The organism is Clostridium polyendosporum (assembly GCF_018332455.1).
Lineage (GTDB): Bacteria > Bacillota > Clostridia > Clostridiales > Clostridiaceae > Clostridium_AY > Clostridium_AY polyendosporum.
Genome location: NZ_BOPZ01000003.1, coordinates 96,890 through 110,458 on the forward strand (window position 1 = coordinate 96,890; position 13,569 = coordinate 110,458).

The 13,569-nt window shown below is 30.0% G+C and carries 16 protein-coding genes and 1 riboswitch; all 16 genes read right to left on the reverse strand.

All coding sequences use genetic code 11. The features are described 5' to 3' along the window. Positions 1 to 2: 2 nt before the first annotated feature. The 16 genes from def to CPJCM30710_RS02660 all read right to left on the reverse strand — a co-directional run bounded on the left by def (position 3) and on the right by CPJCM30710_RS02660 (position 13,383). Positions 3 to 452, reverse strand: coding sequence for a peptide deformylase (gene def, locus CPJCM30710_RS02590; RefSeq protein ID WP_212902614.1), 450 nt, complete (start codon positions 450 to 452; stop codon positions 3 to 5). Positions 453 to 463: 11 nt separating this feature from the next. Continuing rightward, positions 464 to 2,659 (reverse strand): primosomal protein N', encoded by a 2,196-nt coding sequence (gene priA / locus CPJCM30710_RS02595; protein ID WP_407644969.1) that lies wholly within the window; start codon positions 2,657 to 2,659, stop codon positions 464 to 466. A gap of 79 nt (positions 2,660 to 2,738) precedes the next feature. After that, entirely contained in the window at positions 2,739 to 3,923 is a 1,185-nt protein-coding gene (coaBC, locus tag CPJCM30710_RS02600) for a bifunctional phosphopantothenoylcysteine decarboxylase/phosphopantothenate--cysteine ligase CoaBC (RefSeq protein WP_212902616.1), read from the reverse strand. Between the two features lie 2 nt (positions 3,924 to 3,925). Further along, entirely contained in the window at positions 3,926 to 4,144 is a 219-nt protein-coding gene (rpoZ, locus tag CPJCM30710_RS02605) for a DNA-directed RNA polymerase subunit omega (RefSeq protein WP_212902617.1), read from the reverse strand. Then, positions 4,125 to 4,763, reverse strand: coding sequence for a guanylate kinase (gene gmk, locus CPJCM30710_RS02610; RefSeq protein ID WP_212902618.1), 639 nt, complete (start codon positions 4,761 to 4,763; stop codon positions 4,125 to 4,127). The genes rpoZ and gmk overlap by 20 nt, the downstream gene beginning before the upstream one ends. After that, complete coding sequence (gene remA / locus CPJCM30710_RS02615; protein ID WP_128213994.1) at positions 4,763 to 5,032, reverse strand: extracellular matrix/biofilm regulator RemA; 270 nt, start codon at positions 5,030 to 5,032, stop codon at positions 4,763 to 4,765. Before remA ends, gmk begins: the two co-directional genes overlap by 1 nt. Before the next feature lie 14 nt (positions 5,033 to 5,046). Then, on the reverse strand, positions 5,047 to 5,928 hold the full coding sequence (locus CPJCM30710_RS02620; RefSeq protein WP_212902619.1) for a YicC/YloC family endoribonuclease: 882 nt from the start codon (positions 5,926 to 5,928) through the stop codon (positions 5,047 to 5,049). 184 nt (positions 5,929 to 6,112) lie between these two features. Next, complete coding sequence (locus CPJCM30710_RS02625; RefSeq protein ID WP_212902620.1) at positions 6,113 to 7,477, reverse strand: NCS2 family permease; 1,365 nt, start codon at positions 7,475 to 7,477, stop codon at positions 6,113 to 6,115. A 79-nt stretch (positions 7,478 to 7,556) separates the two neighbouring features. After that, a riboswitch (purine riboswitch) is annotated at positions 7,557 to 7,656 on the reverse strand. Positions 7,657 to 7,726: 70 nt separating this feature from the next. Further along, positions 7,727 to 8,716: an asparaginase gene (locus CPJCM30710_RS02630; protein WP_212902621.1), complete on the reverse strand. Its 990-nt coding sequence runs from the start codon at positions 8,714 to 8,716 to the stop codon at positions 7,727 to 7,729. 330 nt (positions 8,717 to 9,046) lie between these two features. Further along, the gene (locus CPJCM30710_RS02635; RefSeq protein ID WP_212902622.1) at positions 9,047 to 9,367 is read right to left on the reverse strand and encodes a hypothetical protein; all 321 of its coding nucleotides are present in this window, start codon (positions 9,365 to 9,367) and stop codon (positions 9,047 to 9,049) included. A gap of 69 nt (positions 9,368 to 9,436) precedes the next feature. Beyond that, on the reverse strand, positions 9,437 to 9,931 hold the full coding sequence (gene tpx, locus CPJCM30710_RS02640; RefSeq protein WP_212902623.1) for a thiol peroxidase: 495 nt from the start codon (positions 9,929 to 9,931) through the stop codon (positions 9,437 to 9,439). A 389-nt stretch (positions 9,932 to 10,320) separates the two neighbouring features. Then, the gene (locus tag CPJCM30710_RS02645) at positions 10,321 to 10,524 is read right to left on the reverse strand and encodes an asparagine synthase (RefSeq protein WP_212902624.1); all 204 of its coding nucleotides are present in this window, start codon (positions 10,522 to 10,524) and stop codon (positions 10,321 to 10,323) included. A 288-nt stretch (positions 10,525 to 10,812) separates the two neighbouring features. Continuing rightward, a complete protein-coding gene (locus tag CPJCM30710_RS02650) occupies positions 10,813 to 11,118 on the reverse strand; it encodes a hypothetical protein (RefSeq protein WP_212902625.1) in 306 nt (101 codons plus the stop codon). A gap of 225 nt (positions 11,119 to 11,343) precedes the next feature. Beyond that, the gene (locus tag CPJCM30710_RS17995) at positions 11,344 to 11,466 is read right to left on the reverse strand and encodes a hypothetical protein (protein ID WP_281413945.1); all 123 of its coding nucleotides are present in this window, start codon (positions 11,464 to 11,466) and stop codon (positions 11,344 to 11,346) included. A 168-nt stretch (positions 11,467 to 11,634) separates the two neighbouring features. Continuing rightward, positions 11,635 to 12,012: an Hsp20 family protein gene (locus CPJCM30710_RS02655; RefSeq protein WP_212902626.1), complete on the reverse strand. Its 378-nt coding sequence runs from the start codon at positions 12,010 to 12,012 to the stop codon at positions 11,635 to 11,637. A 162-nt stretch (positions 12,013 to 12,174) separates the two neighbouring features. Beyond that, positions 12,175 to 13,383, reverse strand: a complete 1,209-nt coding sequence (locus CPJCM30710_RS02660; RefSeq protein ID WP_212902627.1) for an alanyl-tRNA editing protein — start codon at positions 13,381 to 13,383, stop codon at positions 12,175 to 12,177. Between the last annotated feature and the right edge of the window lie 186 nt (positions 13,384 to 13,569).

Consider the following 13,569-nt stretch of genomic DNA (forward strand, 5'->3'; position numbering starts at 1 on the left):
TCCTACTGCTTCTTAACATGGTCTACAAATAATATTCCATCAAGGTGATCATTTTCATGGCATATAGCTCTTGCCAAAAGATCTTCTGCTTCTAGAATAAACTCTATTCCTTTTTCATCTAACGCCTTAACTTTTACCTTTTCTGGTCTTTCTACTTCGCCCTGTTCTCCTGGTACACTTAAGCATCCTTCTACATCTATTTTACTTCCACTCTTCTCTAAAATTTCAGGATTTATAAATACCTTCGGACCATTTCCATCGTAAATATCAATTACAAATATTCTCTTTAATATCCCTACTTGAGGAGCTGCAAGGCCCACACCATCTGCATCATACATTGTTTCAATCATATCTTTAATAAGAGTTAATACTCTTTCATTTATTTCATCAACATTTCTGCTTTTCTTTCTTAATAAATCTTCACCAATTTTTCTTATATTTCTTTTTGCCATAAAAACTCCTCCTAAGTCAAAGTATTTGGATTTATATCCATACTTACTCTTACTACATTATAAACATCTTTTAATTGATCATAAACTATTTCTTTAATATTGTTAGCAATATTGTAATCAAATTCACCCTTGATTATAATCTGCCACCTAAACATTTCATTAATCTTTTGAATAATAGAAGGACACGGTCCTAAAACATCAATGTGATTTTCATTCATTAATCTTTCTTTTACTTTATCTCCAAGAATCGTTGAAAATTTAATTAATAAATCTTGCTTTTGTGAGCTTAAGTTTATTATCATAATCTTAGAGAAAGGAGGGTAATTCATTATTTTTCTAATATTTAACTCTTCCTTGAAAAAGCCATCATAATCATAAATTGACGAATACCTTAAACTATAATGTTCAGGTGAATAGGTTTGAACTATAACCTCACCTTCCTTATTGCCTCGTCCTGCTCTTCCAGCCACCTGGGTAACTATCTGGAATGTTCTTTCAGCGGATCTGAAATCAGGTAAATTTAAAGAAATATCTGCTGTTATCACTCCTACTAGAGTAACATTAGGAAAATCAAGACCTTTCGAAATCATCTGAGTTCCTACCAATATGTCTGCCTCACCATTTTTAAATTTATTATAAATTTCTTCATGAGAATTTTTCTTTCTAGTAGTATCTACATCCATTCTAAGTATCCTTGCCTTGGGAAAAGACTGCTTTAATGCAACTTCAACCTTTTCTGTACCAGCGCCAAAATATTTTACATATTTACTTCCACATTTTGGACATAAATTAACCTGTTTTTTTGCAGACCCACAATAATGACAAACAAGATACCCGTTAGTGTGATATGTCATTGAAATGTCACAATGTTCACACTTAAATACATAACCACACTTTCTACAGGACACGAAGGTTGAGTATCCTCTTCTATTTAAAAAAATTATAACCTGTTCTCTTCTATCAAGCCTTTCTTGAATTTCCTTATGAAGCTTTCCGCTAAATATTGATTTATTATTTTCTTTAAGCTCTTCTCTCATATCAATAATATTCATTTTAGGAAGTACAGCATTATCAACTCTTGAATTTAATGACACAAGTTTAATTTCATCTTTTAAAGCTCTATAGTAGCTTTCTATACTTGGTGTTGCAGAACCATATACTACTTTACAGCCAGTAAGCCTTGATTTTAACTCAGCAATTTCTCTTGTATGATATTTAGGATTCTGATCAGACTTGTATGTACTTTCATGTTCCTCATCTATGATAATCAAACCAAGATTATGAAAAGGTAAAAAAATTGCTGAACGTACCCCAATTACAAGTTTAACCTCTCCATGCTTTATTCTATACCATTCATCAAATCTTTCTCCATCAGATAACTTACTATGAAAAATGGCTACATTCTTACCAAATCTCCCTTTAAACCTTTCTATCATCTGCGGTGTAAGTGAAATTTCTGGCACTAAAACTAGAGAAGTTTTATTTTCTCTAAGCATTTCATTAACAAGATTCATATAAACCTCTGTTTTACCACTGCCAGTAACCCCTTTGAGTAAAAATTGTGTTGCTGTTGATGTTAGTATTGTATCAACAGCATTTTGCTGTTCAGTATTTAAAATCTTTTTAGAGTATTCAACATATTCTTTTTGATTAGATCTATCAATTTTTTGTTCTTCAAGCTTTAGAAAGCCATTATCCAAAAGCTTATTTAAGGAATATAAAGAAACATTGAACTTTTCATTCAGTTCACTTTTAGTATATATTCCATCATTTTCTTTTACAATATTAATTACATTAATAAAATTAGATTTATTAAAGTTTTTATCAAGTTCTTTTGAAAAAGCAACTAAGCTTTTAGTTTTTATCTTGATTCCCTTCATTATTCCAGTAGGTATAAGAACTCTAATAGCTTCTATATATTTGCATAAGTATCTTTCTCTCATAAATTCTATGATAGTTAAATCTTCTTTGGTTAGAATAGGAGTCTCTTCACAGAGAGTTTTTACCGCCTTAAGTTTTGATATATCTCCCTGAAAAAAATTACTAAGAGTTATTACAAACCCTTCGATAAGCTTATTTCCCTTACCAAATGGCACCTTTACTCTATGACCAATTTTCACCCTATTACTTATGCCTTCATCAACTAAATATGTAAAAGGCCTATCTACCTGGACTGAATCATTATTAACTATAATTCCTGCAAAAATATTCACATATCCCACCCTTTATAAAATCAGTAGAATTTATATAAGATTATATAAATTCTTATAAAGTAAAAAAGCGCACTTAGCGCCTTTTTATAATATCAAATAAATTCTTTGCTACTTCTCTTTTACTCATCTTATCTAGAAATGAGGTTTCTCCACATCTACTTATAATAGTTACCTTATTATCCTCTGTACCAAATCCAGTATCACTAGAAGTAATATCATTTGCTACAATATAATCAAGATTTTTTCTATCAAGCTTAGACTGAGCATTTTCTAAAACATCATTACTTTCTGCTGCAAAACCTACTAAAATTTGATTTTTCTTTCTCTCACCTAATAATTTTAAGATGTCATTATCTCTAGTGAATTCAACCAAAAGATTTTCGGAACTTTTCTTAATTTTTTTACTGCTGTAGTTTTGAGGCTTATAATCAGCAACTGCAGCAGATTTAATAACTATATCTATAAAGTCAAAGTGCTCAAGTACTGCATTTAGCATTTCTTCATTTGTTTTTACCCTTACAACTTTCATACCAAAAGGATCTGGTAAAGATGTAGGGCCAGAAATTAATACTACCTCAGCCCCTCTATCCCTTGCTTCCTCTGCAATAGCATACCCCATTTTTCCAGAAGATCTATTTGTAATATATCTTACAGGATCGATTGGTGCTATTGTAGGACCTGCGGTTACAAGGACTTTCTTTCCAATTAAGTCTTTTTTCTCATTCAACATAGAAAGTACAATTTCTGAAATCAATTTCGTATCTGCTAACTTTCCTTTGCCCTCATCCCCACAAGCAAGCCTTCCACTGGCTGGTTCAATAAACTTGTAACCATATTCCTGTAACTTTTTAATATTTTCCTGTACCATCAGATTTTCATACATATTTGTATTCATGGCAGGAGCAAAAACTACTGGTGCTTTCGTTGCCATAATTGTAGTGGAGAGCATATCATCTGCTATCCCATTAGCAACCTTACCAATTATATTTGCAGTTGCAGGAACCACAAGAAATAGGTCTGCTCTTTTAGCTAAAGAAATATGCTGAATTTCCCAAGCTTTAGGCTCATCAAACATGTCTGTAATGACCATGTTTTGACTTAAAGATTGAAATGATAAAGGTGTAACAAATTCAGTTGCAGATTTAGTCATTATAACCCTTACTTCAATATCATTTTTTCTTAAGGTACTAATAACATCCAGTGCCTTATAAACAGCTATGCCACCGGTTACTCCTACAACAACACACTTTTTATCCATTTTTACTTAAAGCCTTCCTTTATTTGCTCATATTTTACTAATTCTTGATTTACCTCATTAATTGACACTGTTAATGGTTTATTAGAATCAACCTTTACAAATGGTTCTGCACCATCTATTATTTGTCTTGCTCTTTTTGATGTTACTATTACAAGAGAATATCTATTATCAACCTTTTGTAATAAATCAACTATTGATGGATTAATCATAGAGTTGTTCATGAATTAAACCCTCCTTTGAATCAAGTATTTTCTCTTTAATTCTATCAACTCTGCATTTTTCAGCCTGAATAATACTTTCTATTTTTCTTACTGCTTCTCCAACAGTATCATTAACCACTGCATAATTATATTTTGATACATAATTTATTTCTTGATACGCAGCTTTGAATCTAGTCATTAAAGATTCTTGAGTTTCACTTCCACGTTTTATAATTCTTTGTTTAAGCTCTTCCATAGACGGAGGAAGTATAAATATAAAAACTCCATCTTTCGCATTTTCTTTTACTCTTAGAGCACCTTGAATGTCAATTTCTAGAATAACGTCCCACCCTTTTTCAAGCATTTCTTCAACCGTTGATTTAGGTGTGCCGTAATAATTACCATAAACTTCTGCAAACTCAAGAAAATCATCAGATGCAATTCTATCTAAAAATTCTTCTTTTGTTAAGAAATAATAATTAACTCCATCTTCTTCTCCCAGTCTAGGCTTTCTTGTGGTAGCAGAAACTGAGATGAACAAGTTGGGATTCTTTTCCAAAAGAGCCTTACAAATGGTTCCTTTACCGGCTCCAGAAGGACCTGATATTACTATCAATACTCCTCTGTTATGATTTTTCATTATTCATCAACCTCTTCTACATCATCATCTTTTGTTGATAATCTATGTGCAACAGTTTCAGGTTGAACTGCTGATAAAATTACATGATCACTATCTGTTATTATTACAGCTCTTGTTCTTCTTCCATATGTAGCATCAATTAACATACCTCTATCTCTTGCTTCTTGAATTATTCTCTTAATCGGTGCTGACTCTGGACTAACAATCGCAACTAATCTGTTTGCTGAAACTATGTTACCAAAACCAATGTTTATTAATTTAATACTCATTTTATTCCTCCTAATTATTCAATGTTCTGTATTTGCTCTCTTATCTTTTCTATCATGTTTTTTATATTAATAACTATGTTAGTTATTTGCAAATCTGTTGATTTAGATGCTATAGTATTAGTTTCTCTATTCATCTCTTGTACTATAAAATCAAGTTTTCTTCCTACAGGTTCATTTAATTTAAGTGTATCTCTCATTTGTTTAAGATGACTATAAAGTCTTGTTATTTCTTCATCGATAGTAGCTTTATCTGCAAAAATTGCAATTTCAGTGGCTAATCTATTTTCATCAACCTCTACATTACCTAAAAGATCTTTGATTCTTTCTTGCAATTTTTGTCTGTAAGCTTCAACTACTGACATAGACTTCTCTTCTATAATCTTTATCCACTGCTCAATTTCACTACACTTTGATATAATATCCTCAGCGAGTTTATTTCCTTCCACTTCTCTCATTGCTATAATTGTACTTAATGACTTATTTAAAAGTGGAAAAATATCTCCCCAAAGTTCTTCTAGATTTTCTTCTTTTTCTTCTAAAGTTATAACATCTGGAAATCTTGCAACAAGAGATACTGAAAAATCATCCTTTAGATTGTATCTGCCCTGTAATTCTTCAAGACATTTTACATAGCTATCAGCTAAAGTTGTGTTTATTTTAGCTATAGTATCAGACTGTCCATAATTCTTATAGTTTATAAAAATATCAACTTTTCCTCTATTTAATCGTTCATTTACTATTTTTCTAATGCGTTCCTCTAAAGAAATCATTGATTTTGGCATTCTTATGTTTAAATCTAGGTATCTATGATTAACACTTTTTATTTCTAAAGAAAAAATATGATTACTTCCTTCTTCACTAGTTGCTCTTCCAAAGCCTGTCATACTTTTTACCATTTTCTTATCCTCCTTTTATTTAGCTTTTTCCGTACATAAAACTCATAATACATTTATATTATTTATTTATTCCATTGTCAATGACTTGTTAACAAAATGTTTACATTTATTTTAAAAGAATTACCTCACCAGCTGTACTAGTGAGGTAATTCTTTATATGTATATATAATTGCAGAAAACTATTTTAATGATTTGATACCAACTTTACAATAAACATTATTGCTAAAGCAAACATTACAGATGATATCTTCTTCTTTTCCTTATTAAATATGTTATTAACAAAATTAAGTACTACATAAGATAATATTCCTACTATTAAACCATCACCTATTGAATATGTTAGTGGCATTAATATAATTGTTAGAAATGATGGTACAGCTTCCGTAACCTCTGAAAAATCTATTTCTTTAATAGAGCCCATCATTAGATATCCAACATATATAAGTGCTGGTGCTGTAGCTGCTGATGGAATTGCAACAAATATTGGTGAAAAGAACATTGCAATTAAGAATAGTACTCCTGTTGTTAATGCTGTATAGCCTGTCCTACCGCCTTCTTCTACTCCAGTAGCACTTTCTACATATGTAACTATCGCTGATGTTCCCATTAAACCTGCAGCAGTAGTTCCTATAGCATCTGATAAGAGAGCTCTTCCTGAGTTTGGTACTTTCCCATTTTCATCAATCATATTTGCTCTAGCAGCAACACCAACAAGTGTACCAACTGAATCAAAAAAGTCAACAAATAAGAAAGTTAACACTATTGATACGAATGTTAGTATATTTCCAGTTGATGTTAACCATGAAAAATCGACTTTACCTGCAATAGGTGCTATAGATTCGAATTTAAAAATTCCATTTGGCAGGAATATACCAAAAGCTTTAGCACCTTCTGTATCATAAAGAGCGTATGCCCAAGCTATTAACGTACTACCTAAAATACCCCAAAGCATTGCCCCTCTAACTTTCTTTTTCTCAAGCACAGCTATTAATAATAAACCTATTAAAGCAACTGCTACTGATGGAGTAGTAAATCTACCTAATGCTACAAAGGTAGCTTCATTTTTAACTACAATACCAGAATTAGCTAGTCCTATAAATGCAATAAATAATCCAATACCACCTGTAACTGCTAACTTTAAACTCATAGGTATAGCATTAACTACCGCTTCACGTACACTTAATACGGATAAAAGTATAAATATTACACCCTCAACAAAAACAGCAGTAAGTGCAACTGTCCATGGTACTTGTTTTCCTAAAACAACAGTATAAGCAAAGAATGCATTTAGACCCATACCAGAAGCAAGACCTAATGGAAGATTTGCATAAAGTCCCATTACTATAGTTGCTAAAGCCGCTGATAAACATGTAGCAGTAACTAACGGACCAGCTGGCATACCAGTTTTACTAAGTATAGCTGGATTTACAGCAATAATATATGCCATAGCTAAAAATGTCGTGATACCTGCTATAACTTCTTTTTTGTAGTCAACATTAGTGTTTGATAAAATTGCCAATTTTCTTTGTTTAAGATTATTACTTTTCATGAAAGATCTCCTCCTATGTTTAATGATCGATGCTACACCAAGAACAAAACTTGATCAACATCATTTTAAATGTGGTTGTTAACTAAACAGAATCGCTCATAGTCAGATATTTACGGCATCTGGTAGAAACTTTTGAACCATATCATCAAAAATATATGAGTGATCTTATCACGAAAAATATTATATATTTTTAGAAATATAATTGTCAACGTTCCGAATATCCTTATGTTAGTATTTTTTTCACTTCATTTAATTATTATATAAGCCTCTTTCAAATATTTCTTTTATTACCTTTAAGTCATTTGTAAAGCTTAATGCAGTAATCAACTTTATTCTTGCCTTTTGTCCTGGCATATTATCTCCAAAAATTACACCAAGATTTCTTAGTTCCTTCCCTCCACCATGATATCCATAAGAATCAAAAACTCTTCCTTCAAAGCATCTTGAAACTATAACAACTGCAATATCCTTCTCTATAGCTCGTTGTATACCCCCAACCATTTTAGGAGGAATATTGCCTCTTCCCATTGCCTCAATAACTATACCCTTGTCTCCTTGAGAAATGAAAAAATCGATTAATCTTGAGTCCATTCCAGCAGCACATTTTATTAAGCTTACCTCAGCACTTATGTTACTAATTGGAATATGTTGCTCTTTTCCACTATTCCTATAGAATATAACTCTATTATTATCAACTATACCTATAGGACCAAAGTTTGGTGTTTTAAATGCATTGAGAGCCATAGAGTTAGCTTTAGTTACCTCCCATGCGCTATTAAGTTCTCCATTAAAACAAACCAATACGCCCCTATCCTTTGATTCTTCAGATATAGCAGTACAAATTGAAGCTGCTAGATTAGAAGGACCATCATAGCCAAGTTCAGAACCACTTCTCATAGCTCCTGTAAAAATTACCGGTTTTTTAGTATTTAAGGTTAAATCTAAAAGATATGCTGTTTCTTCAAGAGAATCCGTACCATGAGTTACTACTACTCCATCAACATCCTGCCTATCAACAAGCTTTTGTACATATTTTGATAACTCAAGCATAATTTCAGGAGTAATATGTGGTCCTGGAAGACTAGAAAAAGTATATGATTCTATATCAGCAAAGCTTTCTATACCTGTTACCATAGACATTATTTCTTCCCCTGTAAGACTTGGCACTGCTGCCTTTATCCTAGGATCAACCTTCATTGAAATAGTTCCACCATTAAATACTACTGCAATTTTTTTCATAGTTATTCCTCCAAGCTCTATAAATGTAATGTAACTAAATTTTTATCAAAAAGTATTATACTTTATACACATGAAATTGTATAGTCATCCAGTATATTCAAATTTAGCCAAATTTCAATCTGTCAAATACAATAAAATAAAAATTTCACCATAAAACAAAAAAGCTAAGACAAAAATAACTTTAGATAGAATTTATTTAAATTACTTAGAAAAATTTTAAATTTAGTTATAAAAACCAGTATTGAGATATTACTATAATATCTCAATACTGGTCTTTTTATTTACAAGATAATGAATAATATATAAATTTTATAAAAATCTACTTTTATCTCACTCTCTATTTCTACGATTAATATTTTCAATCCTCGTATACTGTTGAAGATTATTTACACTAGTTAGAAAATCATGTATAAAATTTGCTCCTCTTGAAATCAATAGTCCAGTCAATATTTGCCCAACGTAATCAATTTTTGTAGGTAGACCTACAACTTCAAGAAAATTTGCACCAGTGGCTAAACATAACAAAATTCCTATTAATATAGCACCTAGTCTATTAATATTAAATTTACCTTCTGTAAAAATCATCTTTAAATGTTCCCATACTGCTTCTGAGATAGCAGCTAAAATAATAATTTCAGTAAATCCATTCATTCTTATCCCCCCTAAATTACAATATTCCAGGGGATAAAATATTATACTAAGAAGCACCTTATCAATATATTATTTTGCTTCTTTTGCAGCTTTTAAAATTTCTTCAAAATTTGGTTGATTTGTAATCTCTTCCAAATATTCAATATAAACAAATTCATTGTTTGAATCTACAACAAATGCAGCTCTAGTTAATAACCCAAGCTCTTTTATATAAGTTCCTGTAATTTCACCAAACTTTCTATCTTTATAATCTGAAAGAGTCTTAACATTTTCTACTCCCTTTGCAGCGCACCATCTTGCTTGTGCAAAAGGTAAATCCATAGATATTGTGTAGCATGTAACTTCAGGCATTTCCTTTATTCTTTCATTGAATGTCGCTACTTCTAAATCACATACTGGTGTATCAACAGATGGAACTGTTAAGAATATTCTTACTCCTTTTGTATCTTTCAAAGTAACTGGCTTTAAAGAATTATCATATGCAACAAAATCTGAAATTTTCTCTCCCTTGACAACCTGATTTCCTACTAAAGTTAATTCATTTCCTTGAAAAGTAATCTTCATTATTTAATCCTCCTTAATTTTTCTAACGATTAATTATATTATTATTATATACCTTACAAACCTCTTTGTAAATAATAATTATTAATTAATAATTATTATAATTAAAAAGAGAGCTTTTCAGCTCCCTTATTCAGCATTTTTTCTATTCTTAGCGTGTTTCTCTTGATTATCACATGCAGGAGTACGTTTTGTACCTATGTTAACTTCTTGTTTGTTTAACTCACTTTTTTTACCTTTAGACACATCTTTCACTCCCCTCAAATTTATCATTTCCAGTTGTACATTTAAAATACGAAGTAAATTAACAGGAAACCTTGAATTTTAGCTAGATTTCACCTCGTGAAATGACAACAAATAAGTGGCTCTAAAAGAGTTCTATAAAAATCAAATTATCTTCTTCTATTTTGCACCATATCAATAGCACCTAAAACTATATGAGCTAATCCAAATCCAACTAGAGCTGTTTCAGCCATTGGTACAATATCTCTTTTCTTTAGCCTATTTTTTCTTAAGTCATTTGCCCTTAGAGCTGCTGCTCCTAAAGTTACTGCTGTTCCTAAAACTGTAGGAATTGTGCCTTCTCTTAATCTCATAATAACGCCTCCTTCCTATTTATATTTTTTTGGTTTTATCAATGATTTATTCTTATTTTTCTTTTCCTATTTTTCATTTATATTGAAATAAAATTTTAATTTTATTTTTTTAATTCCCATTTAAGAGAATATTATTTACAAGCATATATATTTTAAAAAATTCTCTTATTAAAATTCAGATATTCTAACTCTCAAATATTTATATAGACCACTTTCATAGTGATTATTATACTTATTTTTATATAATAAAATTTTAGAAAACAAAAAAAGAGCCTTTAAGACTCTCCCTTACTTATAATTTTTGTTAAACCATTTAATAATATTGTTTATTCCATCCTCTTCATTATCATGTTCAATAATGAAACTTCTTACATCAGAATTAGGCATACTTACATCAACTATGAGTAATCCTTTTTCTTCTCCAACTATAACAGTTCCCTCTTTCTCAGGATTATTTTTTCCCGTAAACATCATGCTCTTTGTATGAGTATTACTTTCAATAGATCTTATACTATTAAATTCAATAAGATTACTTGTATTATCTTTTATAACTTCTAATATTTTTTCAAATTCCTTAGTGTGAAAACTATTCATATATATTAACCCCCTTGCACTAATCATACCTTATGTTTTAAAATTCTACCCATTATTAATAACTTTATTCTTTTAGATAAATAACTTCATAACTCAATTAATTAAGAATTAAATCTATTTATCTTTATCTGCTGCTATTTAACAAAATGAAATCTTATCAAACCTCAGCAAACCTTAAGTTCACTAATGGTCTTGTTACAAAAAGAAAGGAGCTGCAAGGCCCCTTTATGATCTTCCTTTACTTGTCTCTTCTAATTCCCATAATTCTTTTTTCTTTTTTTCTTCTTGTTTCTTTTCTTCTTTTTTTTCTAGATAATCTTGTCTTCTTTTTTCATCTCTTGATGGCATAAAAATCACCTCATATTTAGTTTCTCCTTTGGATAGAGGCTTTATGCGGTATTTTAGCTTATGTGTTAAGAAGATCTTAACCTTGCCTTTTTTTATTATAAAAAAGGTGGCAGTAGCCTACTTCTTTCCCCAGTATAATAAATAGCTAATTCGTGATAATATTAAATTTTACTCCAACATATATGTTTCTACATCTACTATAAGTTTATCATTCATAGAATTAATAATTTTTGGAACGTTAATTACTAAGTTTAATCCATCAAAACTTCCTGTAATCCTTGTAATATCTACATTAGGAACATAAAAAGACTTAGATATATTGCTACTTTGCTGAACTATAAATACATTTCCCATTAGACTATTATTTGCTACTCTATTCACCTTTACTGTAATTATTAAATGGTTATTATTATAATTAATACTTATGTTATTTCTTTTTACCCCTTGTAACTTACCATAAATAAGATACTTATCATCAAGCTCATTCATATTTAAGTCTATATTATTACTACTTAATTCATTAATGATTTTAAGTAATCCAAACATATACTACTCCCTAATAAATTCTTTCTCAATTCATTTTATTAGGAAACCACTTCTTTGTTCCTTTATATAAAGAAATTAAAACTTAAAATAAATAAGCTTAAAACTAAAGCCGAGCAGTCTGGATGCCTGCTCGACTTTAGTAAAGATTGAAATTGTTTATTTTTATTTAGAATTTAGGCAGTTCTTTACTTTCATAAAAGCATAGTCTATGGCAGAATCAAGATTATTAGTATTCTTTCCACCACCCTGAGCAGAGAAGCTGCTTCCTCCACCATTTCCATCAATTAAGGTAATAGCATCTTTTAAAAGAGAATTCATACTAATATCTTTTAAGTCCTTTGAACACATGAATATAAGATGTGCTTTATCTTCTGATTTAACAGCAAACAAAGCTATAACATTTTTAAAAGCTGTTAATTTTGAAGCTAGGAGATTAACATATTTAAGATCTGAATCAGTATATATAGATTTTACTATACTAATATTATTTATTTTTTCGCTTTCATTAATCATGTTTTGAATTTCATAATCAGCTATTTCAGATTTTAAAGCTCTATTTTCAGCAATAATTTTATTAAAATCTTGTGTAAGTTTTTGTATGTAAGCTAAAGCATCACTTTCACTACACTTTAAAGTACTGCATATTTTTGAAGTGAATTGGTACTTTGATAAACTGTCTGAAATAGCTCTTTTTCCACATAGAAATTCTATCCTTGTAGTGTTTTTATATTTTTCCCATTTCCTAATTTTAATTAACTGAACTTCTATTGTTGATCTAGGATGTAGTCCACAGCATGGATTTACATCTATATCTCCAATTTTAACTATTCTTATTTGTTCACCTGTTTTAGGAAGAGTTTTTTTGATAGGAAGTTTTTTTAGTTCAGACTTAGAAGGAAATAAAAACTCAACTGGAACATTGTCTAATATAATATTATTTGATAGATTTTCAGCTTCTTGTATTTGTGTTATATCAAGCATTTTATCCACATCAATTGTGCAATAGTCTTTCCCTAAATGAAATCCAACAGTATTTGCATTAAACAATTCAACAAAACAAGAAGAAAGAATATGTTGACCAAGGTGTTGCTGCATATTATCAAATCTTCTATCCCAATCAATAGAACATTTAACCCTATGAATTTTTATAGGTTTTTTTGAAGCTACATGGTATATAACTCCTTCATTTTCATATACCATCGTTACAGGAATTGATTCTATGTATCCAGTATCACTAGGTTGTCCTCCACCTTCAGGGTAAAAGTAAGTTTTGTCTAGCTGGATGTGAAATTCCTTATCTTTTTCAATTATATTTACTATTTCCGCAGTAAACGCTTTTTCATATTGATTTTCATAATAAAGCTTTTGCATTAGTATACATCTCCTTTGAGTAGGTATATTTAAAAGTATATATAACTAGTTTCTTTAATAAGAGTACTATTAAAGATTATAACCTAAATCATCTATGATAGATTATAACTCATTAAAATAATTAAGAAAAAACTAATATAACCAAGTAAAAAGAATAAAGCTGAGCAGGTATTGAACCTACTCAGC

Bases quoted from the DNA above. Each gene is read 5' to 3' on its own strand.
- gmk (WP_212902618.1), bottom strand. From the start codon at position 4,763: ATGAAAAATCATAACAGAGGAGTATTGATAGTAATATCAGGTCCTTCT.
- CPJCM30710_RS02650 (WP_212902625.1), bottom strand. From the start codon at position 11,118: ATGAATAGTTTTCACACTAAGGAATTTGAAAAAATATTAGAAGTTATA.
- tpx (WP_212902623.1), bottom strand. From the start codon at position 9,931: ATGAAGATTACTTTTCAAGGAAATGAATTAACTTTAGTAGGAAATCAG.
- CPJCM30710_RS02620 (WP_212902619.1), bottom strand. From the start codon at position 5,928: ATGGTAAAAAGTATGACAGGCTTTGGAAGAGCAACTAGTGAAGAAGGA.
- CPJCM30710_RS02655 (WP_212902626.1), bottom strand. From the start codon at position 12,012: ATGTTTGGATTACTTAAAATCATTAATGAATTAAGTAGTAATAATATA.
- CPJCM30710_RS17995 (WP_281413945.1), bottom strand. From the start codon at position 11,466: ATGCCATCAAGAGATGAAAAAAGAAGACAAGATTATCTAGAAAAAAAA.
- remA (WP_128213994.1), bottom strand. From the start codon at position 5,032: ATGAGTATTAAATTAATAAACATTGGTTTTGGTAACATAGTTTCAGCA.
- CPJCM30710_RS02645 (WP_212902624.1), bottom strand. From the start codon at position 10,524: ATGAGATTAAGAGAAGGCACAATTCCTACAGTTTTAGGAACAGCAGTA.
- CPJCM30710_RS02635 (WP_212902622.1), bottom strand. From the start codon at position 9,367: ATGAATGGATTTACTGAAATTATTATTTTAGCTGCTATCTCAGAAGCA.
- def (WP_212902614.1), bottom strand. From the start codon at position 452: ATGGCAAAAAGAAATATAAGAAAAATTGGTGAAGATTTATTAAGAAAG.
- coaBC (WP_212902616.1), bottom strand. From the start codon at position 3,923: ATGGATAAAAAGTGTGTTGTTGTAGGAGTAACCGGTGGCATAGCTGTT.
- CPJCM30710_RS02630 (WP_212902621.1), bottom strand. From the start codon at position 8,716: ATGAAAAAAATTGCAGTAGTATTTAATGGTGGAACTATTTCAATGAAG.
- CPJCM30710_RS02660 (WP_212902627.1), bottom strand. From the start codon at position 13,383: ATGCAAAAGCTTTATTATGAAAATCAATATGAAAAAGCGTTTACTGCG.
- CPJCM30710_RS02625 (WP_212902620.1), bottom strand. From the start codon at position 7,477: ATGAAAAGTAATAATCTTAAACAAAGAAAATTGGCAATTTTATCAAAC.
- rpoZ (WP_212902617.1), bottom strand. From the start codon at position 4,144: ATGAACAACTCTATGATTAATCCATCAATAGTTGATTTATTACAAAAG.